Annotated in this window: 17 protein-coding genes; 10 read left to right on the top strand and 7 right to left on the bottom strand. The window is 61.9% G+C overall.

Annotated features, from left to right (window positions below):
- Nucleotides 1-12: 12 nt before the first annotated feature.
- Nucleotides 13-1,032: a TRAP transporter substrate-binding protein gene (locus DCM80_RS28435; protein ID WP_257194721.1), complete on the bottom strand. Its 1,020-nt coding sequence runs from the start codon at nucleotides 1,030-1,032 to the stop codon at nucleotides 13-15.
- A gap of 696 nt (nucleotides 1,033-1,728) precedes the next feature.
- The gene (locus DCM80_RS28430; RefSeq protein WP_257194720.1) at nucleotides 1,729-2,160 is read right to left on the bottom strand and encodes a hypothetical protein; all 432 of its coding nucleotides are present in this window, start codon (nucleotides 2,158-2,160) and stop codon (nucleotides 1,729-1,731) included.
- Nucleotides 2,161-2,768: 608 nt separating this feature from the next.
- Here DCM80_RS28430 and DCM80_RS28425 point away from each other — a divergent pair.
- From DCM80_RS28425 to DCM80_RS28410, 4 genes are all read left to right on the top strand, one after another.
- Entirely contained in the window at nucleotides 2,769-3,071 is a 303-nt protein-coding gene (locus DCM80_RS28425; protein WP_257194719.1) for a helix-turn-helix domain-containing protein, read from the top strand.
- Nucleotides 3,068-4,351, top strand: coding sequence for a type II toxin-antitoxin system HipA family toxin (locus DCM80_RS28420; RefSeq protein ID WP_257194718.1), 1,284 nt, complete (start codon nucleotides 3,068-3,070; stop codon nucleotides 4,349-4,351). The genes DCM80_RS28425 and DCM80_RS28420 overlap by 4 nt, the downstream gene beginning before the upstream one ends.
- A gap of 146 nt (nucleotides 4,352-4,497) precedes the next feature.
- A complete protein-coding gene (locus DCM80_RS28415) occupies nucleotides 4,498-5,496 on the top strand; it encodes a ComEC/Rec2 family competence protein (RefSeq protein ID WP_257194717.1) in 999 nt (332 codons plus the stop codon).
- Nucleotides 5,497-5,869: 373 nt separating this feature from the next.
- On the top strand, nucleotides 5,870-7,003 hold the full coding sequence (locus DCM80_RS28410) for a transposase (RefSeq protein WP_257194716.1): 1,134 nt from the start codon (nucleotides 5,870-5,872) through the stop codon (nucleotides 7,001-7,003).
- Nucleotides 7,004-7,195: 192 nt separating this feature from the next.
- Here the strand turns inward: DCM80_RS28410 and DCM80_RS28405 are convergent, their stop codons facing one another.
- The 4 genes from DCM80_RS28405 to DCM80_RS28390 form a co-directional block, all read right to left on the bottom strand.
- On the bottom strand, nucleotides 7,196-8,830 hold the full coding sequence (locus DCM80_RS28405) for a hypothetical protein (protein WP_257194715.1): 1,635 nt from the start codon (nucleotides 8,828-8,830) through the stop codon (nucleotides 7,196-7,198).
- A gap of 70 nt (nucleotides 8,831-8,900) precedes the next feature.
- On the bottom strand, nucleotides 8,901-9,791 hold the full coding sequence (locus DCM80_RS28400; RefSeq protein ID WP_257194714.1) for a hypothetical protein: 891 nt from the start codon (nucleotides 9,789-9,791) through the stop codon (nucleotides 8,901-8,903).
- A gap of 61 nt (nucleotides 9,792-9,852) precedes the next feature.
- Entirely contained in the window at nucleotides 9,853-12,165 is a 2,313-nt protein-coding gene (locus tag DCM80_RS28395; RefSeq protein WP_257194712.1) for a thiamine biosynthesis protein ThiF, read from the bottom strand.
- 4 nt (nucleotides 12,166-12,169) lie between these two features.
- Nucleotides 12,170-13,321 carry a metallohydrolase gene (locus DCM80_RS28390; RefSeq protein WP_257194711.1) on the bottom strand — a complete coding sequence of 384 codons (1,152 nt, stop codon included), beginning with the start codon at nucleotides 13,319-13,321 and terminating at the stop codon, nucleotides 12,170-12,172.
- Between the two features lie 284 nt (nucleotides 13,322-13,605).
- Here DCM80_RS28390 and DCM80_RS28385 point away from each other — a divergent pair, with 284 nt between their 5' ends.
- On the top strand, nucleotides 13,606-15,180 hold the full coding sequence (locus tag DCM80_RS28385; RefSeq protein ID WP_257194710.1) for a DUF2235 domain-containing protein: 1,575 nt from the start codon (nucleotides 13,606-13,608) through the stop codon (nucleotides 15,178-15,180).
- A gap of 18 nt (nucleotides 15,181-15,198) precedes the next feature.
- A complete protein-coding gene (locus DCM80_RS28380; protein WP_257194709.1) occupies nucleotides 15,199-15,744 on the top strand; it encodes a hypothetical protein in 546 nt (181 codons plus the stop codon).
- An 82-nt stretch (nucleotides 15,745-15,826) separates the two neighbouring features.
- On the opposite strand, the gene DCM80_RS28375 is transcribed toward DCM80_RS28380, so the two are convergent.
- A complete protein-coding gene (locus tag DCM80_RS28375; RefSeq protein WP_257194708.1) occupies nucleotides 15,827-16,096 on the bottom strand; it encodes a hypothetical protein in 270 nt (89 codons plus the stop codon).
- 379 nt (nucleotides 16,097-16,475) lie between these two features.
- Here DCM80_RS28375 and DCM80_RS28370 point away from each other — a divergent pair, with 379 nt between their 5' ends.
- The 4 genes from DCM80_RS28370 (at nucleotide 16,476) to qatD (ending at nucleotide 21,268) form a co-directional block, all read left to right on the top strand.
- Complete coding sequence (locus tag DCM80_RS28370) at nucleotides 16,476-18,356, top strand: P-loop NTPase fold protein (protein ID WP_257194707.1); 1,881 nt, start codon at nucleotides 16,476-16,478, stop codon at nucleotides 18,354-18,356.
- A 124-nt stretch (nucleotides 18,357-18,480) separates the two neighbouring features.
- A complete protein-coding gene (qatB, locus tag DCM80_RS28365) occupies nucleotides 18,481-19,212 on the top strand; it encodes a Qat anti-phage system associated protein QatB (RefSeq protein ID WP_257179762.1) in 732 nt (243 codons plus the stop codon).
- On the top strand, nucleotides 19,209-20,483 hold the full coding sequence (gene qatC, locus DCM80_RS28360) for a Qat anti-phage system QueC-like protein QatC (RefSeq protein ID WP_257194706.1): 1,275 nt from the start codon (nucleotides 19,209-19,211) through the stop codon (nucleotides 20,481-20,483). The genes qatB and qatC overlap by 4 nt, the downstream gene beginning before the upstream one ends.
- The gene (gene qatD, locus DCM80_RS28355) at nucleotides 20,480-21,268 is read left to right on the top strand and encodes a Qat anti-phage system TatD family nuclease QatD (RefSeq protein WP_257194705.1); all 789 of its coding nucleotides are present in this window, start codon (nucleotides 20,480-20,482) and stop codon (nucleotides 21,266-21,268) included. Before qatC ends, qatD begins: the two co-directional genes overlap by 4 nt.
- The last annotated feature ends 669 nt before the right edge of the window (nucleotides 21,269-21,937 follow it).

Genomic DNA, 21,937 nt, shown 5'->3' with positions numbered 1-21,937 from the left:
GGCCCCAACGCGTTACGACAGCTTGCCGACGGCCTTTTCCAGCAGATCCCAGGCCTGATCACCATACTTGCCCTTCCACTCGGCATAGAAGCCGGCGGTGCGCAGCTTGTCGCGGAACGGTGCCACCGCAGGCTGATTGAAGGTCAGGCCCTTGGCCGCGAGCTCCTGTTGCAGGTTGGCATTGAGCTTGGCGGTATCGGCGCGCTCGTTGACCGCGGCGGCGTTGATGTGCTTGGCGACGATGGCGCGGACGTCCTGCGGCAGCTTTTCCCAGGCCCTTCGGTTGGCCAGGAACCAGAAGCCGTCCCACATGTGGTTGGTCAGCGAGCAGTACTTCTGGACCTCGTAGAGCTTGGCGGTCGAGATGATCGCCAGCGGGTTCTCCTGGCCTTCGACGATCTTGGTCTGCAGTGCCGAATAGACCTCGCTGAAATTGATCGAGGCGGGCGCGGCGTCGAACGCCTTGAACATCGAGGTCCACAGCGGCGAGACCGGCACGCGGATCTTGAAGCCCTTGAGGTCGTCAGGGCCGGTGATCGGCTTGCTCGACGACGTGGTCTGGCGGAAGCCGTTGTCCCAGATCTTGTCCATGACCTCGAGGCCGGCCTTCTTGATCTCGCCGCGGACGAAGCCGCCGAGGTCGCCGTCCATGGCTTTCCAGACCGTGTCGTAGTCCGGGAAAGCGAAGCCGATACCGTTGATCGACGCGGCCGGCACCAGGGTCGACAGAATCAGGCCCGACAGCGTGAAGAACTCGACGCCGCCGGAGCGGATCTGGCTCAGCATGTCGGTATCCGAGCCAAGCTGGTTGTTCGGGAAGATCTGGAGGTCGAACTTGCCGTTGGTCTCGCTCTTGATCGCCGCCGCCATCTCCTTGGCGCGGACGTTCAGCGGATGGGTGTCGGGCAGGTTATTGGCGTATTTGTAGGTGAACTCGGCGCTCTGGGCGCGGGCCACATGGGGCGCACCGATGCCGCCCAGGACCGCGGTCGCGGCGGAGGCCTTGAGAAGCGTGCGTCGGGAAAAGCTCATGAGTTTGCTTCCTCGGAAGGTTTGTTGTTGTTCTGAGATGCAAACCTATACGGACGGAAGGTCAGAAGGTCATCTGCGATCTCGCGAGGTCCTGCTTATTGCAGCCGGCCAAGGTCACGGCAATATCGGCTTTCGCAGAGATTGAGCCGATGCAAAATCTGCAAAACAACCCCATGCACAGTAGCGGCTGAGGACCGGGATCGGGCTTCGAGGCCCAGACCGAAAACCAGCTGAAGCGAAGCCGCTATGGCAGGAATGCCGTCTAAATAGCTGATCCAATTGTAGATAAATATATTCCATAATATAGCTTATGCGAATTATGGGTTGGGCTGTGACCACACGCGGCAGTTCCTGTGTCGTTCGCGTTTGAATCTGTCACTGGGGCCTCTGGTTGATTTTGTCACTCGCCTACTGATGCCATTGGTCTTTCTGGCCGGGGGCGTCTTCACGCTTGTCGCGGCTCGATCGGCCCTTGGTTCTGGAAGACTCAATTCTGTCACTGGCGGTGTTGGCGCTTCGAGATTCAATTTTGGCACTGAGCGATAGCTCGGCCTATCGCAGGGTAACTTACACTGCGATAGGCCGAGCCACGCTGCGCTTGTTGACGGGATCTACCGGCCGGTCATCGGGGCCGGGTTTGGTCTGTTGCTGGCGCACCCTGAGCCTGTACGGGCTGCGGCGCTTGATAGGATCGGCCTAGGGGCAAGCGCTCGGACGAGCGGTCATCCTCATCGGATGCTTGTCGTATCCGAGCCAGAGTGTCTTGCCTGGCGGACCGAAGCGCACGTCCCGTCGAAGTACCCTAACGCTTGCGACGGGCTCGGCGGGCGTGTTCGTCGCGTCGCTCCCGACAATCACGCAGCGGCCACCAAACACGCAACCGTCCTTTTTCCAGCGCCAGCCGTCCTCTTGGGCCTTCCCGTAGACGATGTCGCCGCCCGGAGCATTCAGCAACGCCACTGGTACTCCTCCCAGAACGTGATCAATCCCGGCGGCAGTCCGTCCCATCTCGGCGCGATCAATCAATCCAATTTCGGGATCCACAACGATCACCGAGACGGTCTCTCCCGATTGCGCAGGTTCCGGAACCGAGATTGGGCTGACCCAGCGGATCAGGCCTTCAAGCATTTCGAGACTCGACCGCGCTGCCGTACGGTCTCCGAAGGAATTCCGCCGTCCAAGGACGATCGCAGAGCTGCGAATAGCCTTCGACCCTCCTAACGAAAACCCGGCATCGGCGCCCTCTCCTTCCGCGGCCAGGATTACATCCCCATTGGGAAGGGTCGCGAGAACGCGCCTGGGAGACCCGCACAATCGCCTGAGCTCAGCGGGTGTGGGGTCTACCTCCTCGACGACAATCCGCCGCTCGAACGGGTCTATTGCAACAGCCTTCACGCTACTTATCCGATCTGCGCGTCTTTGCAGAATCATCGGTCGACTCACGGCGGAGGTCAACGCGATCGGCAAGGCTTGCGCCGGAGAGTTGTGAATTCCCGGTTACCGTTGGGCTTTCTAAACCAAAGTTTGCGCTCTCGTTCGGCCGGACGGGTAAAATGTGGTCAGCGCCACCAGCGTTGATCATGGCGCATGCTGCCCGCTTCTCATGCGCTGCTGGGTAAAGGGCCGACGCGAACGGTTCTGCGGTTAGCCGAGGGCCAAAGGCACGGCGCAATCCTAATCTTGACTTATAAGAGATATTATAATATCTATTATTGACAATAAGGTAGACAGTGGCTATGGATATATCCCTTAATTTAAGCTCACCCCAAGACGTTGCCTCCGATATAGCGAACCGCGCAAAGCAGCGGCGATTAGAGGCCAACCTAACCCAGTCGGGGCTTGCCGCCCGCGCTCAGGTCAGCTTGGGCACGCTGAAGCAATTCGAGCGCACAGGCAAATCTTCCTTAGAGTTCCTCATAGCCATCGCGTTCGCTCTCGGCGCCGAAAAGGAATTCGAGGGGCTGTTTCCTCCGAAGCCGCACAGGTCGATCGAGGACGTGATTTCCAAGCCTGTCAGAATTCGGGGACGCAGAAAGTGAAGAAGCCGAAGGTCCCAGACGGAAAACCGCCCCAAGGCATCCAAAAGCTGGGGGTGTCGCTCGATTTCTACGGCGAAAAGATCGAGGTAGGAACATTGGCATGGAGCAAAGAGGAACGCCGGGCGTATTTCGAGTACCACCCCGATTTCGCCGCGAGGCGCCTCAACGTATCTCCATTCAAGCTTCCTGTCGGCGAGGGAGCAAAGCCGGCGCCGAATTCGCCGTTCGCCGGGCTGCACGGCATGTTCAACGATAGCCTCCCCGACGGTTGGGGCCGCCTGCTCCTTGACCGTCATCTGCAGAACCTCGGATACGACTTCAGGCTCCTCACGCCTCTCGACCGCCTGGCATACGTCGGCCAGACCGGCATGGGAGCGTTGCGCTACATTCCCGATAATTCCCTCAGCAAAGCCGCCGGCGACGCCGTCGACCTCGATTGGCTTGCTGCGCAAGCTGAGGCGGTCCAAGGCGAGGTCGACGAAGTCGACGTGGATCGTCTGCTCGAAATCCAAGGTGGCTCCGCCGGCGTCCGCCCCAAGATTATGATCGGCTTGAATGGCAAGACCGGTAAGATCGTAGCCGATACCGGCACCGATCTTCCGGAAGGCTTCGAAGCTTGGCTGGTAAAGTTCAAATCGAACGTCGATCACTCCGAAATAGGAAAAGAAGAGTACGCCTACTCTCTTATGGCGAAGGCAGCCGGCGTCGATATGCCCGCCACTAAGCTCATCAAAACCAAGAAGGGCAGCTATTTCGCCGTCCAAAGGTTCGACAGAACCGAGGGTGGGAGCGCGCATGTACAGACGGTGAGTGGGCTGTTGGAGGCCGACCATCGGGCTCCATCCATCGACTACGATACGCTGCTGAAAGTCACGCGGCTTCTGACGCGCGACGAGCGTCACGTGCGCCAGATGTTCGTCCGGATGATCTTCAACGTCCTCGCACACAACCGGGACGATCACGCTAAAAATCACGCTTTCATGCTCGCAAAGGATGGAGTTTGGCATCCGACGCCGGCGTACGACCTCACGCTCTCGGAGGGCCCCGGGGGCGAGCACAATCTAGCTGTGGACGGTGAAGGGAAGAACCCGACCAAAAAGCACATTCTAAAGGTTGCGCAAAATGCGTCGATTCCGCAGGCGGAAGCCGAGCAGTTCTTCGAACAAGTTCAGAGTGCCATAGATCGCTGGCCCGAATATGCAAAAGAAGCCGGGTTGACGGAGAAACGTCTCCAGGAAATCGACCGGCTGCTGAACAAGCGTGGATCCGGTGCCGCTTAGGGCGGCGACATTTCTCCCTTCATAGCCAACATTGATTTCTGGACACCACCCTAATGGCCTATGAAATAGATTTTCATCCTGTCGGGTCGGGAGCCAACAGCGGCGACGCGATAACAATGCGCTACTGGACGGGCGCGGAGTGGCGCGTGATCGTCATCGACGCTGGATTCCAGGAAACCGGCGAAGCAATCGTCGAGCACGTGCGGTCGGTGTACGGCACGAACACGGTTGAGCACGTCGTCAGCACGCATCCGGACAACGATCACATCAGCGGTCTTCGCGCAGTCATCTTGCAACTTAATGTGCAGAACCTCTGGATGCACGTTCCCGAATACCACGCGAAAAACATGATGGAATACTTCCACGATCCTCGATGGACGCTGGAGGGCCTCACCGCGGACTTGCGGCGCGCCTACCCGATCGTCAGCGAAATCCGAGACTTGGCCCTGAAGCGGGGCACTTCGCTTCACCCTCCGTTTCAAGGCGCGAAGATCGGGCCCTTCACGGTGCTTTCGCCGACTCAGGCCATGTACGAGGGCCTCCTCCCCCAATTCCGCGACACCCCAAAGCCCGCGCAGCAACTCCTCGTCCTCTTGGGGCATTGGCTCACAGGGATCGGGCGACGCGTGGCGACGGAGATCCGGCGCATCATCGCGGAGGACCTGTTCACCGAGACGCTCCGTGAAGGCGGCATCACGGCGGCGGAAAACGAATCCAGCGTGGTCTTGTACGGTCAGATCGACGGTCGAAACATCTTCCTGACGGCGGACGCCGGCTTGAGAGCTCTTGGCGCTGCCGTGTCGTACGGGATTGCCATCGGTCTTCAGTTCGGCACCGCTCTGAACATATTCCAGGTCCCGCATCACGGCAGCCGCAACAACATCTCCCCTGCATTGCTCAATCGGATCGTCGGAAATGTCTCGGGGTTCGGATCCAGAAGGTCGATTGGTTGCGTCATCTCCGCCGGGCCCGAGGATGAAACTCATCCGCGACAAGTCGTGGTGAACGCTCTCCTGCGTCGTGGCGTCGAACCCCAGGACACGAAGAAGGGCATACTTCTTTTCAATCACGGCGTTCCGAATCGGGCGGGCTTCAGTCCCGCACGCACGCTGGAGTTTGCCACGCGGGTGGAAGCCTATGACTGAGATGGTATCGACGTCTTCCCCGGCCAAGACAGGTGACTTGCGGGGATCGTTCATCCCCCCGACGGTCACATTGCGACTGAGTGCTGCTCGAGTTGCTTGGCGATCGGAACTCGCAACTTCTTTGAACCTGCGTTGCCTCGTTGGCAACGGAGGCATACTTGGGTGTGATCGGCCTGCCCGCTCTCTTTCGGCGTGAAAAGAGCGCGGGGCGCCCTTGGTTATCGATCAGAAACCCGAGCAACTGCGCGTCCTTTAACTCATGAAAAGCAAGCGTCGAGACGCCTTCGCCCCAAAGGAATTTCCGGCAACACTCTTTCGACCTCCAGACAAACGGAGCGATGACTGGCCGGATGAGCCGGATGTCCGGCGGGCTGTGACCTACTTTCGCGACTTTATTGGCCAGGACGAGTGGAAGAAGCGGCGTAATGCTGCGGCCAATCGCTTATACGCGGCGTCGCTGGGTCGTGTCGACGAGACCGACCCCGGCAGATATTTCGACGAGTCCGACGCATTCGGCTGGTATCTCTTCCTGGCCGAGGCCTTCATCGATCATGTCTGGAATTTCGAGCCGACGTTCGGATCGCGGGTAGTGCCGGTGTTCAAGGCGATCGGGCGCGGTCTCGATCTGCTTCTTTCGGTCGACGGCGTCGAAGAACGGGCACGTCGCCTGGTTAGCAGTGAACGGCGTCAACCAAATGGCGGGCTCTTCGAACTGCTCGTCGCATCCGCCTATCGCTCGTCGGGCGCGCGGGTAAAATTCGTACCCGAGCGCCGCGGGCTGAGCCGGACATACGATATGGATGTTGAAATCGGCTCGCGGTCCTTCGCGGTCGAGTGCAAGCGCTTGGAAACGAGCCAATACGGCGAACGGGAACGAGCCGCGATGCGCGAGTTATGGCGCCCCAGCGCGACAGGGTTTTCCCAGAATGAGCAGAGCGCATTTTGCGATGTCCATTTCCGCATCCCCATCGATCGGGTGCCACCCGCCTATCTGACCGAGAAGTCGCTCGAGTGGCTCCGGTCCGACATGCCTTCGCTGCTTTGGAGCGACGATATATCGTATGGCGCGATGGGCGAGCTCGATCTCGATCCGTTGCGCGAGGTTCTCGACGATCACCATGTGCTCGCGTCGAGCTCGCGTATGCTGGAGCTGCTCTCGGGCCGCTACGTGAGGCACGCCAATTACATTCAGTTGAGCCGCTTAAAGCTCGCGGAAAACCCGAGATATGTGCGCGAGTGCGATCTTGCCGTGCTGCTCCGTTGGGAATCGGCCTCTCCCGAAGCCATCGATGCGAAGGCCCGCGACATCACGACGAAGCTATCGGAAGCCAGCGACCAACTTCCTGCGGGTCGCCCCGGTATCGTTCACATCGGCTTCGAGGCCGTCGAAGGAGACGATGTAGAGCGCGCCCGACATCGGAAGATCATCGAGCGAGCGCAGGCTTTCGATCCACGGGGAAAACCTCTACGTGTATTGCCATTACTTCGTACCCGAAAGCCCGCCTGACCAGGCGTGGGCGTTCGACGAGACCCTCCAGTGGGTGGGCATCGCGCCGACCGGTCCTCATCCCCTCGGAGAAACAATGCTGATCCTTCCGGCCGAGGGCGTTCGCGAAGGACCTCACTGGCGTTGAAAATCAAGGACGAGGGTGGTGCAGGCAGCGTGCCTCCGGCCAGTATCTGAGCATCAGGACAATTATTACCTGCGCAGCCGGGCCGCGAAGCGCTGAAGCGCAACCCGATCGCCATCGGTCATCAGAAAGCCGCGTGATGGATAGTCTTCCGTGCCTCCATGAAGGACCCGTCGATCGTCGATCTGCGACACCAGGTAGGCGAAAGGTGGATTGAAGCGTCGAAGCGGCCAGCCGGAGGCCGCATGCAATTCTTCCGCATCGACAGTCCCGGTCCCAGATTTGCCGAGAGCAAGATCGACGAGCGCAACCACGTCCGTTTCGGGGGTGCTTTGCCCGGTATGGGGATCGAACGTGATAAAAAGCTCCGCGGTGGTGAACATCCGCGGAAGCCGCGTGGAAATCATCGAGCTCGTTTTCAGGTAGCCATCGCTTTCGAGCTCGGCGACGGCAAGCGCCAAATCGTCGATGTTGGATTCCGGAAACGCCTCGATGAGGTCTTGCTCGGGAATGAAGCAGTCGAAGCCCTTTTGGGATTGTTCCGATACCCACAATCCTATCCGGATCGCCAATGGCCCGAGTTCGTCGATCTTCAACTCGGACTTCTTCTTTGCTGGCGGCGCGATCAGCGGAATGCTCAGCCTGTCCTTAGTCGGCGGCGGAGCTTCGCCTGCAGCGAGCCATCCGTCGAGACCGTCGATCACCAACTGACCAATCGCGGCGAACTGCAGGATGTCGTCGCCGACCAGGGGCACCGTTTCGCCCAGTCGGGCCTCCGCGGCATGTTCGGCGAACTTCGCGTCGGCCACGCCGAGATTGTGTCCGATGACATGCCGCTTCTGGATGTTCAGCGTCAGGACGGCGAGAGCGTCGGCCGTCAGAGTCCCGAACGGATCGAAGTCGAACTCGGCGAAGCGCTTGCGGCCGCGCTCGATGTTCTGAAAGTCGTTGGCGACCGGCTTCGTCGCCGCGACGTCGGGCGGCCGAGTGGTCGCCTTGTACAGGTATACCGTCTTTAAGGTCGCTTCGAAGGCCGTCAATACGTCCTCATGCGCATTGCCCATCATCCTGTATGCGAGTTCATGCCTTTCCGAGCCGAGTTGGCCCGCGAGTTCGACCTGCTCCCGGACGAGCGCGATTTCCCGCGCAAAGTGCAAGTGAATGTTCGGCGCTCCGCAATCCGGACAGAACAAGGAAATGGCGTAGACGCCGTAGTCCCGGCCGCACTCGTCGCATACCAATTCGCGGAGAAGATCGTTTCGAGCGAACCGCGGTGCGGGTTTGGGCGACGGCCGTGCGCCAGTCGTTATCTTGAAAAATTTGTTGCCAGCGTTCTTCCGGGCGAGGTCATCGAACATGCCGTGGATTGCCGCCGCGGCGTCGGCGTGAAAGGCATGAGCGACGATTTCCTTGGCAGCCGCGAGGTCGTCTGGATGCGTAAAGTTCTCGTCGTCGTCCAGAACGCCGCTATACGGACAGACTGTGCCTGGCGTACCGGGCGCGTGCGTCATGCGAGACGTCAACGTCTCGGGTAGAGTGAAATCCGATACTCGGTCGCCCAAAAGAAAGAGGCGCGGATGTGCGTCTTCGTTGGGTGAATACCGGTACACCCGGCCATCCGGCGTCTTCGGCAGCGGAATGCCAAGCGTCAAGTTGTTGCCAGAACCACCCGTCTTGTACTTCTCCAAATTCCGCAAGCGCATGAGTCCACCTCGGATAGTTGATCATTGAGCGTGGATCGACGCGAGGAGATGCATCTCCTCGCGTCGGAGATCATGATTCCTCACCTTCCGAGCGAGCACGCCGGGACCTGGTTTCGCCGGTCGCGGTCGATGCCCGCCGCATACGTTTTGCGGATGAGGCCGCCACGGGCCGAGCAGCCGGCACTTCAAGCGTGTCGCAGCACGCCAGTAGGGCCCGCGCGAACTGATCGCCGGCGTCCCGAACCCAATCGTCGCGCACGACGGTAAACCAGGCGGTCAATGCGACCAGATCGACGCAGATCGCTCCGATCGCTGCGGGCTTGATGGCGGCCAACGCCGCGAGAAGTGCCGGCATGGAGAAACTGGACACGGCCGGGATGATGTTGTCGTAGCGCCAGACGACCGTGAGAACCGAAATTAGAAGAGCCGCCAAGCAGGCAGCGACCCCTATCGGTTTCAATCCGCGCAGGTTCCGGCGAAAGCCATATTCGGCATTCTCCTTCTCGACGAGCGGATAGGCTTTCCCACGGCAACGTTCCTGAAGCCACTTCACCCCCGATGCGTACATGGCGTCCGCGGCTTTCGGATCCGCCCTCTCCTGCTCAGGGCTTGGCGTAACGAACAACGGCACGTTCTTTGCGAAGAACGCGTGGTATCGGGCCAATACCGGCGGCGGAAGATGTTCTTCCCGATGGCGCAGCCAGATCGTCGATGGCCAACCTCCCCATTCAGCCAGGAGACGCTTCTCCACCTTCTTGCCGCGCGATCTGCTCAAGACGCTCAAGCCATACAGGAGCCCGCAGGAGGTCGCGATGGTCACCAGCGTGGCGCCCCAGCTCGAGGTGACCAGCCGAGGAAACCACGCAATCGCAGTGAGGATGATCGGAAACAGCGTGAGCAAGCCTGGAAACAGGCGAGCCTGTCGTGAATAGGGATCGAAGAGCTTCGAAATGTCGATCATCGGATCGCCCCTGTACAGTCGTGGCTCCTGGCCGGCGACAGGTCTGGAGATCTCGGATCCATCATCTTGCCACCTTGACTACGGCGCTGTGCGAGCTGGCGGCACCGGACAAGGCTTCAGCGGTGAAATGGACGTATCCAGCCGGCGTATGGATCAGCATCAGCAGCGGAAAATACTGGCGGATCGAAAGCAGAGCGGCGGTCTTCACGTCCTTCCTGGACGGGCCGCTTGGGACAAGATGATTGTGCCAGGTCCCGAGCGCGTAGAGTGCGCCGCCAGATCCTTCGATCAGATCTTCCAGCATGGGCCTCAGTCCCTCGGTGCCCAGCACGAACTCGTCGCGCGAGAATTTGCTGTCGGGCGGCGCGGGCATGGTGCCTACGACGTGGAAGACGTTGGCGACGTCCGAATATCGGCCGACGATGATGCCGCCCGTCTCCGAGCCACGGCGCGCAGCGACCTCTCGCCGGATCATGTCGTCGACCTCCGGACTAAGGCGCACGACGCTGTCCGTGCCGTTGCCTACGACGATGCGCGGCCGGATATCCTTGCGATGCCATATCTGGTTCAGCCCATCGGCCGCCAAACTGCCGACCAGCAACTCGCCGGTCTCGGGAAGACCGTCGCGTTGGAGCCGGCGAATATGCTCGGACATCGGCGCCGCGAACGAGGACAAGCGGCCGTCCGACAGCGGCATCGTGATGGCCGCGCAGCCCTGACCGATCGCGATCGCTTCGGCCTTCGTGTTGAAGACCTCGTTCCTGAGGGTGGGATCCGAATGGATCAGGCGATAGGCCTCGCAGATCAGATCGGTCGCCGACGGGTTGGCCGCCGGCCCCTCCACCGACATCAGGCCGACGCTTCCGATGCCCAGCATGCATGCCTCGACCACCCGGGGCCGGTCGACCGTGACTCCAGGCAAGACCAGCGCCTCGCGCACGCTTGCGGAGCCGGTCGTATTGACTACGGCAAAGCTGTCTCGGGCGACCAAAGGGGTGATCGATTGGTAGTCGAATGCGCGCGCGACGACGTCCACGACGTGCGGCACCGTCGGCTGCTTGAGGGTCGCGAGCGCCTCGGCCAGGTAGTGCGCCTTTGGAATGGACCAGAAGCTTTCGACTTTCGTGTCGGAGGGAAGCGTGGCGTAGCGCGCGAAATTGTGAGGTTGCAGGATGCCGTCGTCGATGAGGGCCGCGGGTCCCCGTCCGGACCTGGCGAGATGAACTGCGAGTTTGGAGCCGATGCTTCCGCAGCCGAGGAGCGTCCACGGACGCAGCGCCTGCCCGTCGTCGCCCGCAGCGCGTCGCAGCAATTCGGGGGATACCTCATCTCGGTGCGTGGCGGTCCTGACCAGCTTGCCGCTGCCTGACGAGAGCGCCTCGCCGCCGCGCAATTCCACGACGTAGGGGCATATCTCGATCGGCGAAGTCGTGCCAATCACCTCGAACGGGCGGCGCGCCAACAGAATGACGGCTATCGGCTGCTTCTCCTTCAATTTCGATTGCGAAACCCGCTCCTGCAGGATTCCGAGCTTCGGCTCCAGGAATTCGCGGCAGCCTAGTTCGGCCGCCCGCTTCAAGAGCTCGTCAATCGTCGTGACCGTTTCCGGAAGGTAGCGATCCGCCACGAACGGCCGACCGGTCGGGAGTTTACCGGACCACGCGATCAGTGCGTGAGCGTTGCCGGTTTGCCCGTCATCGCCGACAGGCGCATATCGCCATTCGCCGGCGAACCGCGGCCCCAGCGGTACCGGAGCGGCGCGCGGGATGCCGATCCGGTAGGTAGACAAAGTTGCTTCGCGGTAAGCGTAGTACCACGCCGGGAAGACCGAGCAGCCGCCCTCTCTGGTGGGCAGATCCGTCAACCAGGTCGGATCCGCGACGATCACGTCGTCGATCCCGTCACGCCGCACCGGCTCCCAGCCGTGCTCCGGATCGATCAGCTGCGCCATCGCAGCCTTGTCCAGCCAGTCGACCAGTTGCTCGAAAAGGCCACCTATTCCGCGAACGCGCAGAACCTCACGCGGCGAACCGGCGACGAGACACGGTTCAGGTGGACCGCCATTCCTCGAGGGCTGAATGTGCGGATGACTGCGATTGAAGTCCGCGCGGAGGCGGATAAGCGGCGCCCCCAGGGGATATCCTGCCGTGAAGATGAACGTTACGGGCTCGACCGCGCGGACGCCCGACGGGCTCTCGCCCGCGGCCCTCCACGCGTTCGGGAGTTCGGTCCGGATCTCCACCATGGCCCGGACGGCGTCGCTTCCTTCGATCCGTTCGGCGGTCACCCGTTCGACGGACGGGTGAGCCTCGATGAGGCGCAGCGCCCGTCGGACGGGTATGGGAATGTCGTCTGCCGCGGAGATCGCCGCCATCGGCTCATCCGTGGGCGAGCGGCTGGCTTCCGATACCGGTGCCGGCGGCGACGCTGACGGCGACCGCAGCGCGCTTGATGCGCGGTCCGGCCGAAGTGACCTCGATCGCCAGCGGATCGTCGCCCGGACTGTCGGCGACGCACTTGAATTCTCCCTTCACGGGATCGAGGATATCGATGTATTCGCGCTTCGCACGGATGCACGGCGGATCGTTCTTGTCGTCCTTGATGGTCTTGCTGCTGGCCACGATCAGCGCGCCATCCAGCGGCTGCCCGAGGGCGCTCCGGGCGGGCTCGGACACCTTGGCTTTCTCGCCCTTTTCGGACCAGCTATCGTAGGAAAGGCTGTGCCACGAACAGTGGTGCGGAGCGATCAGAACGTCGTACTGCAGACGCTCGGGCCACTTCTTGTTGCGCTCCCAGATGCGGTCCCAGATCGCGACCTCGGCGTCGCCGCCGAGAAGGAAGCGCCCGCGGGTGACCTTGGACACCTTCAGGTCCAGACGCATGATGACGCTGGAGTTGTTCTTCGTCAGAACCTCCTCCTCCGCTTCGTCGTCGGCAGGCATCGGCGCCAGCAGCCGCGCCTCGAAGGAAGTGTCCTGTACGCCGCAGATCTTCGAGAACACCTCGTCGACCTTCACCAGGATTTCCGTCAGGTCATCGGTCTTGCCGTCGACGTCCTCGCCCAGGATCAGGATGCGGTTGCCGTCCTCGGCGGTCCGTTCCTTCTTGAACCTGTTGGCGCGGCGGCGGGCCTCGTCGCGCCAAGCCTCGGCGTCGGCGCAAAGGACGTGATCCTCGTCCTTCGCCTTCGCCCGGCGGAACACGATCGGCGAGGACCACATTTCACGGATGATGATCTTGTCGTCGGCCTTCACCCAGGTCGACGGGTCGCCGAGATGGAAGTGCTTGACCAAGCCCCGGATGTGGTCGGCGTCCGGATGGGTGTTCAGAAAGCCATCGACGAACAGCCTCCCCTTATCGTCCCGATCGAGCTTGTTCCGGAGCTGCTTCCCCACGTTGGGAGTGTCGTCGTCCTCGTCGTCGGCCGCCTCCCGGATGTTGATGTCGGTCAGGATCCGGCGACCGGACTCGGTCTCGAACAGCACCATGTCGCCGTTGTCGACTTTGAAAAGTGATGCTTTAACTGCCATTCCCATCCCCCTGATTCAACGATCGAAAGGTCGGTCGCGGCTCCTTGACCGATTGCAGATCGGACGAGCGCACTTAAGAAGATATGATGGCAATTTGGCCACGCAAGATGTGCTACCAGATTATTTTTATCACGCTATATATATGAAATTGTTCAAGTTTTAATCATCTGGAACCGGCTTTGTTCACCCGGTGTTCTTGGTTTTCTAGCCGAGAGGCGGCATGATCGTGGAATTAGGGCGGCACCGGCGTGAGGCCGGCCCCGCAGTGGATGAACAGGTTCAAGATGAGCAAGAACATCGTCGTCTATTCCGACGGAACCGGCCAAGACGGCGGCGCGCGTCCGGAGCAGCGCATCAGCAACATCTACAAGATGTACCGTGTGAGCCGTGACCACGCGGACACGGCCATCGATCCGTCCAGGCAAGTGGTCTTCTACGACGCTGGCCTTGGGACAGATATCGGCGCTACCGCCCTCACCGCTCCGGTGCGCTTCGTCCAGAAGATGCTCGGATCCATCGCGGGCGACGGCATCAAGCGCAACATTGCCGACTGCTACGAATTCATCATCAACCACTACGAAGACGGTGACCGGATATTCCTCTTCGGGTTCAGCCGGGGCGCCTACACGGTCCGAAGCCTGGCGAACCTGCTGATGCTCTGCGGCGTCCCCAAGAAGACGCCCTCCGGCCCATTGATGCGCTACCGCAAGGCCGTGAAGGACATCGCTTGGGAAGCCGTGGATACCGTGCTGGAACACGGCGCGGGCCACCCGCGTGAGCAGTTCGAGGCGGAGAGGCTCGAACTGGCGCGGCGATTTCAGACCAAGTACGGCTCCGGCGACGGCTTGGATGCCAACGCCGCGGCATATTTCGTCGGCGTGTTCGATACGGTCGCTGCCCTCGGCGCCAGCGGTCCGCGACGCCGGATGATCCAGGCCGGCTTGACTCTCGGCGTCGCTGCCCTCGCCTTCTTCGCTTCGCTCGTGCCGGCCGCGATCATCGGTGCGCTGACGGCCATCGTCTCGGAGGCCGGCCTGCTATGGGGCTTCATCGTGCCGGCGTGGCTGGTCACGCATCTGGCGATGCTGATTGCCGTCATCTGGTTCTGGAAACGGCAGCGGACGGTCAATCTCAAGACCATCTACGACTTCCCGAACAAGGGCGATCCGCCGCGCTCTCATACCGCCGAGTGGACGGGCAAGAATTTCGATCGCCTTCTCAGCAAACATGTACGTTTTGCGCGCTCGGCGAACGCGATCGACGAGACGCGCAAGGATTTCGCCCGGGTCGGCTGGGGCGGCACCGAGCCGTCTGTGCACCCCGCAACGCCGGGTGTTCCGCGTCTCATCCAGCTCTGGTTCGCAGGGAACCACTCGGATATCGGCGGATCTTATCCGGAACCTGAATCGCGTTTGTCGGATATCGCCCTCGCCTGGATGTGCGAGCAGGCTACGTCCATCCCGGACGGCTTGATGACCGGGCCAATCTACGTGGACGGGATCAGGATGCCGAAGACCGGTGACAACGGACCGGCACTGAACGTCTTCCCCGGCGCGAACGGCGTTCAGCATTGCGAGATCGCGGGCATGCGCGACACGCTCGACGCCTACGCCGCCAGTCTGCCGAAATGGCGATGGCTGCAAAACCTCGTCGGCACCAGGAACTGGGAAGTCGAAGTCCGCGAGATCAACCACCAGGCTCCGGTACATCCGACCGTGCGCACGCGCTTCGACCTGCCGGAAGTCAGACAATGTGCTGGCGTCGGCGCATATCGCCCAAGCGCGCTGGCGAGCCATGACGACTTCAAACGCTACTATCCGCAGGTGGAGTCGACGGCACAATCGACCGGGCCTGCCTGAACGCTTGAGGAGACGCTCTTGGTCGCGCTTGCCGACATCAAAGCTGACCTGCCGGATTGGCCGGACGACGTGGTGGATCAATGGCTATTGAACTTGGCGAACCAGGAGGGCATGGGCTGGCCGCCACCGATCCCCTTCAACGGCCATAGGTGGCAGTACATCATCGTGAAGCCGGTATCGTGGTGGAAGAAGGTCACGTGGACGAAGGAGTCGCGCGACTGTAGCTTCGACGCGCTGTCGCTTAATTCCCGCAAGATCATGAATTCCATGTTCGAGGCGTTGGTCCTCGGAATCGAGAATGGCTATGGCGGCGACAACAGCAAGAAGCGCTTTGACTCTTGCTTGAGCTATCTGGCGGTGAAAGGACAGTTCCCCCGCGTGCCTGTCACCATGCCGATAGAAACGGGCCTAAGTATCCTCGACGGCAATCATCGAGTCTACTCGCTCACTTTCCTGCAAAGCGTTCCTGAGCCGGAATTGAAGAAGCAAGGCATCACTCGCCCTTCCGTCATCCAAGATGTTTGGGTAGCGAAGCATGCGGATGGGGAGGTTTTGGATAGCTGACGTCGATCGAGCGAGTCGTCGCGCGCAGTACACCCGACAGCGCCGCAATGGCGGGGCCCTGCCGAGAAATTGTTTCGGGTCGCTAGTTCGACAACCGAGAGACCTCGACGAACCTTAGAGGCTCGCGGGAAACCTGAAAGTCGCCATCGCCGTCGAACTTCTTTCCCATCAAATCAAGAAGCGCGCGCCCATGCACCACAGGCACAGGGTGTGCTGTCATTATTTCCGGATCTTCCGGAAAGCTCAGCCCGACGATGTCGCGAACGTTCTGGACGCTCAAGGACGTGCTCGCACCCTCAAAGAGAAGTTCGTCGGTCTCCGGGTGCCAGACGCAAACCACGATAGCGAGCATGTTGATATTCCTTGGGCCACCGGTCCGGCCGCTCCGACAAAGCGCCGGTATCGATTGCCTCGGCTGCTTCCGTTTCGTCCAGTTAGATCATCTCGATTGCGATGGGGAGCGGCGCAAAAGATCGTTGGAGGCATCGAAAGATACATTGACGGCCCGCCAGCGCCGTCGCCCGATCCCCCGCCTCTTTGCTGCAGGGCACCTTCGGGATGACTTGAAACACGTGTGCAGAGCAACAACCATAGGACGTAAGAAGAAGGTCTGGGTTGCGCTTTCGGAAAACGGAACGTAACAACGCAGCGCTCGGCAGTCGCGCTGCGTTTTCTCTGCTCGCGCAACAAATATTTCGATTCCAAAAGCTTTTTCAGGCGAGAGATTGCCGATGTGGCCCGATAACGAGACCGAGCGGGACTTCCTGAACTTCTCCGGCGTTGCCGAAACCGTGGCCGAGATCATTGTGCAGGCCAAGGGACGCCCGATCTCGATCGGCGTGTCTGGCGCCTGGGGCATCGGCAAGTCCTCGATGATCAAGCTCACCCGCTCGGCGATCGCCGCCAGGAGGGACGAGAGCGGGAAGAAGGCCGCCGACAAGTACGTCTTCGTCGAGTTCAATGCCTGGCTCTACCAGGGATATGACGACGCGCGTGCTGCGTTGATGGACGTGATCGCTGATAAGCTCGCGAAGGAGGCGCACGGCCGGCAGACGGCGCTCGATAAGGTCGCGTCCCTTGCCAAGCGCGTGAAATGGCTCCGGGCCGCGAAGCTCGCAGCGACCTCGGCCGCCTCGATCTATTTCGGGGTGCCCCCGGTCGGGGCGGTCGGCGAGATCTTCGAGCTCGCCAAAAAGGTCTGGTCCGAAGGCGTCGGGAAGGAAACCGGCGAAGCCGCCAAGAAAGCTGCGGCGGACGCCGTGCAGCAAGGCGGCGAACTGCTGAACCCGAAGGAGGAAACGTCACCGCCGAAGGAGATCCAGGCGCTGCGCGACGCGTTCGAACAGGCGCTCGAGGAGCTCGGGATAACTTTGGTCGTCCTGATCGACGATCTCGACCGATGCCTGCCGGAGACCACGATCTCGACACTGGAGGCGATCCGCCTCTTTCTATTCCTCAAGAACACCGCCTTCGTGATCGCGGCCGACAACGACATGATCAAGCACGCCGTCCGGAAGCACTTCGTCGGCGTCAGCGACGACCTGCTGGTCACCAACTACTTCGACAAGCTCATCCAAGTTCCCATTCGGGTACCGCAGCTCGGGACCCAGGAGGTCCGCGCCTACATGATGCTCCTGTTCGTGGACAACAGCGAGTTGTCCGACGACGACAAGGAGAAGATCCGCGCCGGCATGATTGGCCAGCTCAAACGGACGTGGCAGGGAAAGAAGGTCGACCGGGCCTTCGTCCAGTCGCTTGGCGTGAAGTTGCCCGAGCATCTTGTCGGTCAATTCGACACGGCCGAGAGGCTCGCCTCGCTCATGACGACGGCGACGGGGATTCTGGGAAATCCGCGGCTGATCAAGCGCTTTCTGAACGCGCTCTCGATCCGGATGACGATCTCGAAAGCGCAGGGCGTCGGCGTCGACGAAGCGGTGCTCGCCAAGCTATTGCTGTTCGAGCGCATCGGCGACACCGCGGCCTATGCCGAACTGGTCAAAAACGTCAGCGCCTCCGACGAGGGAAAGCCTACGTTCCTCCAAGAATGGGAAGACGCGGCGACAGCGGGGCGCGATCTCGATTTGAAGGCGCCGTGGAACGCTCCCTTCGTGAAGGAATGGTTGGCGCTCTCGCCGGCCCTCCACGACCACGACCTGCGCGGCGCGCTCTACGTCGGCCGCGAGCAGGCTCCGCTCATCACGCCCGAAGACCGCCTGTCTTCGGACGGGGCCGAACTTCTCGCCGCGATGATTGAGCATCCTGAGATGTCGGGCCGCCTGAAGGATCGCCTAGTCCGCGTTCCTCGCATGGAAACGACGGTGATGATGGATCGTCTGCTCGAGCGTGCTCGCAAGGAGCAGGAATGGGGCGCTCCGCCTATTTTGACCGCCTGCATCGCGCTCGCCGATGCGGATCCGATTCAGGGTCCGAGGCTTGCGGCGTTCATCGCTGCCCGTCCCCACCAGCAGATCCAGCCGAGCATCGTACCGAAGATTGGCGATCGTCCCTGGGCGGCTTCGCTGCTCGACGGTTGGCTCTTGTCTGGGGACATAGCGAGGCCCGTGAAGACCGCGATCAGCAAGACGAGGCCAAATGGGAACGTCGCAGTCTAGCGGCGGGCCGGGTCCGGGCGTGCCAATGGTGCCGCCTTGGACGCCCGCAGCCCCTCAAGATCCGGTGCCGCCTCCGACTCTTCCTCCTGACGCGCCGCCACCCGATGGCCCGCCTCCGGACGAATTGCCGCTCGCGCCCGTCGTTCCGCCGACGACACCGCCTCCCGGTGTCCAGCCGCCGCGCATCGCTCCCGAGAAGCGCTTCGCCGGCGCGCGCAACAGCATGGGAAACTACGCCAGATCCGGTGACGGCCGGGATCTGAGACGCGGACTCGGTCACTATGTCCGTAGCGGGTACGGCGGATCCAATACCGCGACCCAACGGTTCGGCAGCACCGCCGAGACGGCTGGCTCGCTCGGATACACGCTATATTCCAGCGCTTCGGGCGCGGCCGACGCGCCGATCGATGCGGCTGCTCTCGCGGGCCGGTCGACGGAAGAGATCGCCACCGCGATCATTCAGGCCGTCAGACCGGTCGACGGCACGCAGGATGCGGAAGCGGAGCGGGCCGCGATCCACGACGCCATGTCGGATCTACTGACTCAGTTTCCGGAAGCCGACCTTCTCAACTTGTCGGACGCCGAGCGGGAGTTCGTTATCGAGAGATTCACTGCCCTCGACGTCGCCAGGCGCTTCGAGCTTGACGTCGGCAAGCACCTGCTTCAGCGGTCCGCCACGCCAATGGTCGCGTTGTCTCGATTGAAGCAGATGCGGGATTACATCGCGGAAACCGTCGCCGCATCCTTCCGCAAGTTGCGCGATCAGGGAAGGACGCTCACTTCGGGACGGATCGCGCGCGTCGTGCAGGCCGCGCTACGCGATACATTCGAAGTGTTCGAGGGGTACGAAGAATGAGGCTGCTCTGCGCGCCGGCGGAGATCGGCCGTCTCGACGCAGCCGACACGCTCAGGGTCATCCTGTACGGGCAGGCGGGCGCGCCCGGTCGGGCGAGCGCGGGAGCCGCCGTCCGCAAAGATTTTCGGAAGGAGCGTCTTGCGCCGCACCCGCGGGCTTGGGACCTCCTGTCCATAGCGAACTCGGTCATGGTCGCCGACGCCGCAGGGCTACGTACCGACAGTCCGGACGGATGGACGCGGGAATTCGAACTCGAGATCGCCGTGATGGATCCAGCGTTCTGGAACGGCGCGGCGCCGTTGATCGCCGATACGCTGGCCTTTCTGACGACGGACAGATGGCACCTGCACTTCATCCCCGGCGGGGCAGCCGCACCCGAACCCGCTCGCGTCGTCGCGCCGGCGCAGAGCTGTGTGGCGTTGCTGTCGGGCGGTCTCGACAGTCTGGCCGGAGCGATCGACCTCGCCGCAGCGGGAAACCACCCACTCGTCGTCAGCAAGATCGTGCGCGGCGACTCCGAGAAGCAGGAGGAGTTCGCGCGCGCGATCGGCGGTGGACTGCGGCACATTCAGCTCAACGACAACGCGGTCGTGCCGAAGCCGAAGGATACTTCGCAACGCGCCCGATCCATCATCTTCCTTGCGTTCGGAGTCGTCGTCGCGACGTCGCTGGCGCCGTATCGAAACGGAGCAACCGTTCCACTCTACGTCTGCGAGAACGGCTTCATAGCGATCAATCCTCCCCTTACCGGAAGCCGGATCGGAAGCTTGAGCACGCGCACGGCGCATCCCCAATTCCTGGCGCTGTTCCAGGATCTGCTGAATGCCGCCGGCATTCGAGTGTCGATCCGCACGCCGTATGCCGACAAGACCAAAGGCGAGATGCTCAAGGAATGCGCCGATCAGGAGCTCTTGGGCGCCCTAGCGCCACGCTCGACGAGTTGCGGCAGGTTCCAAAAATTCAAATACAGCCACTGCGGACGATGCGTACCGTGCCAGGTCCGCAGAGCGGCTTTCGTCGCATGGGGGCGGCCGGATCAGACCAAGTACGCGTACGAACACCTCGGTAGAGACGATGCGAACCATGCGGGCTTCGACGATGTCCGTTCCGTCGGAATGGCATTGGCCGCCACCGCCGACGATGGATTCGACCGTTGGCTCGGGAGCGCGCTCTCGTGGCCTAGAATCCGGAGGGGCGACAGCTTGCGGGATATGCTACGCCGGGGGCTTGGCGAACTCGGCGCCTTGCACGCGAAATACGGTGTCAAGTGATCGACCTTCATGCCCATCTAGACCTCTACCCGGATCCCGTCGCGACAGCCGACGAATGCAGAGAGCGAGACCTCTTCGTCCTGTCGGTGACGACCACACCATCGGCATGGACCGGGACCGCGGCGCTGGCCCGAGGAGCGGCGAAGATCCGCACCGCGCTCGGCCTGCACCCTCAACTGGCTCACGAACGACGGGGCGAACTTCAGCTTTTCGACGAGTTGCTCCCGGAGTCCAGATACGTCGGCGAGATCGGTCTGGACGGCGGCCCGGAACTGAAGGCGACCTGGGAAACGCAGCGCCACGTCTTTGACGAAATCCTTCGGATGTGCGGGGCGGCCGGAGGCCGCATCATGACGATACACAGCAGGCGGGCCGCCGGGCCCGTTCTCGATGCGCTCGCGTCGCGGTCCGATGCAGGCGTCGCCGTTCTGCACTGGTTTTCCGGGACGCGCCGCGAGCTCAAACGCGCGGTCGATCAGGGTTGCTGGTTCAGCGTCGGCCCGGCGATGCTCGCCGGCGAGAGAGGACGCGGCCTGGTTGGCGAGATGCCCCGCGACAGGATACTGACCGAGACGGACGGTCCCTTCGCACAGATCGAGGGGCGCTCCCTGTTTCCTTGGGACGTCGCCAAGGCCGAGCCGATTCTCGCCGATCTATGGGCCGTGGACGAAGGCGAGGTCCGGGGCCAATTGCTTGCGAACCTCAAGCGACTCACGACGCGGATCGCTCCGGAGCGCGGCAGCGCCCCCGGGCGGGGCTCTTCGGGCGTTGGCTGCGCCGGCTAATCCAGCACTCGCATCGAGTCGGGCGTGAGATCGTTCTCTGCTTTTCGACACGGCGGCCAAGCGACCCAGCCGACAGAAAGTTAAGGACCGCCATCCCCGTCGCCGCTCAGCGGTCGTGATGGCGCCTGTGCCAGACAATTCCCCCTAACGGTCTCGTCGACCGCCCCGGCGGGATTCGGTGCCCGTTTGGTGGTGTCCGGAGGTATGTGAAGCTAAGGCGTCTTGTTTTCCAATTCGGCCACCGAGAACGGGTCACCATGTCCGGCCGCAGGGCGGTCCGGAATACTCGATGGTGAAGCCACCCACCCATCTCCTTGTCGAACCCTGCTGAGACCCCCGTTTCTGCCGACGAGAGAGGCATCGGACGGCGGCGCGAGGCAACTCCCCCGCGCCACGCCCGGACCTCCGCCGGAGAAGACCCGGTGACCCGGCAGAGCGATTCGATCTCCAGAAGAACTTAGAGGCCCACGCAGGCGCCGAAACACGATCCGGAGGCCGGCACCGATATCCACCTCGATCGCGCTCACCGCGGGCACTGGGCGCAGCGCCTCCAACGACTGTTGCAAATCCATCACGTCGACAGTGTTAAACGATTACCTGTCCAATAGCACTTCTTGCAACTAAGAACTATTCGCAATAAGGCTGGATGGGTTCACTGGGTCATCTCCA

Source organism: Bradyrhizobium sp. WBOS08 (assembly GCF_024585125.1).
Classification (GTDB): domain Bacteria; phylum Pseudomonadota; class Alphaproteobacteria; order Rhizobiales; family Xanthobacteraceae; genus Bradyrhizobium; species Bradyrhizobium japonicum_B.
The sequence above is the reverse complement of the archived record's forward strand: the minus strand, read 5'-3'. Positions and strand labels throughout refer to the sequence as shown.

Coding starts and splice junctions, on each gene's coding strand:
- DCM80_RS28405 (WP_257194715.1), bottom strand. CDS start 8,830: ATGCGCTTGCGGAATTTGGAGAAGTACAAGACGGGTGGTTCTGGCAAC.
- DCM80_RS28425 (WP_257194719.1), top strand. CDS start 2,769: ATGGATATATCCCTTAATTTAAGCTCACCCCAAGACGTTGCCTCCGAT.
- DCM80_RS28390 (WP_257194711.1), bottom strand. CDS start 13,321: ATGGCAGTTAAAGCATCACTTTTCAAAGTCGACAACGGCGACATGGTG.
- qatC (WP_257194706.1), top strand. CDS start 19,209: ATGAGGCTGCTCTGCGCGCCGGCGGAGATCGGCCGTCTCGACGCAGCC.
- DCM80_RS28395 (WP_257194712.1), bottom strand. CDS start 12,165: ATGGCGGCGATCTCCGCGGCAGACGACATTCCCATACCCGTCCGACGG.
- DCM80_RS28430 (WP_257194720.1), bottom strand. CDS start 2,160: ATGCTTGAAGGCCTGATCCGCTGGGTCAGCCCAATCTCGGTTCCGGAA.
- DCM80_RS28370 (WP_257194707.1), top strand. CDS start 16,476: ATGTGGCCCGATAACGAGACCGAGCGGGACTTCCTGAACTTCTCCGGC.
- DCM80_RS28375 (WP_257194708.1), bottom strand. CDS start 16,096: ATGCTCGCTATCGTGGTTTGCGTCTGGCACCCGGAGACCGACGAACTT.
- DCM80_RS28435 (WP_257194721.1), bottom strand. CDS start 1,032: ATGAGCTTTTCCCGACGCACGCTTCTCAAGGCCTCCGCCGCGACCGCG.
- DCM80_RS28385 (WP_257194710.1), top strand. CDS start 13,606: ATGAGCAAGAACATCGTCGTCTATTCCGACGGAACCGGCCAAGACGGC.
- DCM80_RS28400 (WP_257194714.1), bottom strand. CDS start 9,791: ATGATCGACATTTCGAAGCTCTTCGATCCCTATTCACGACAGGCTCGC.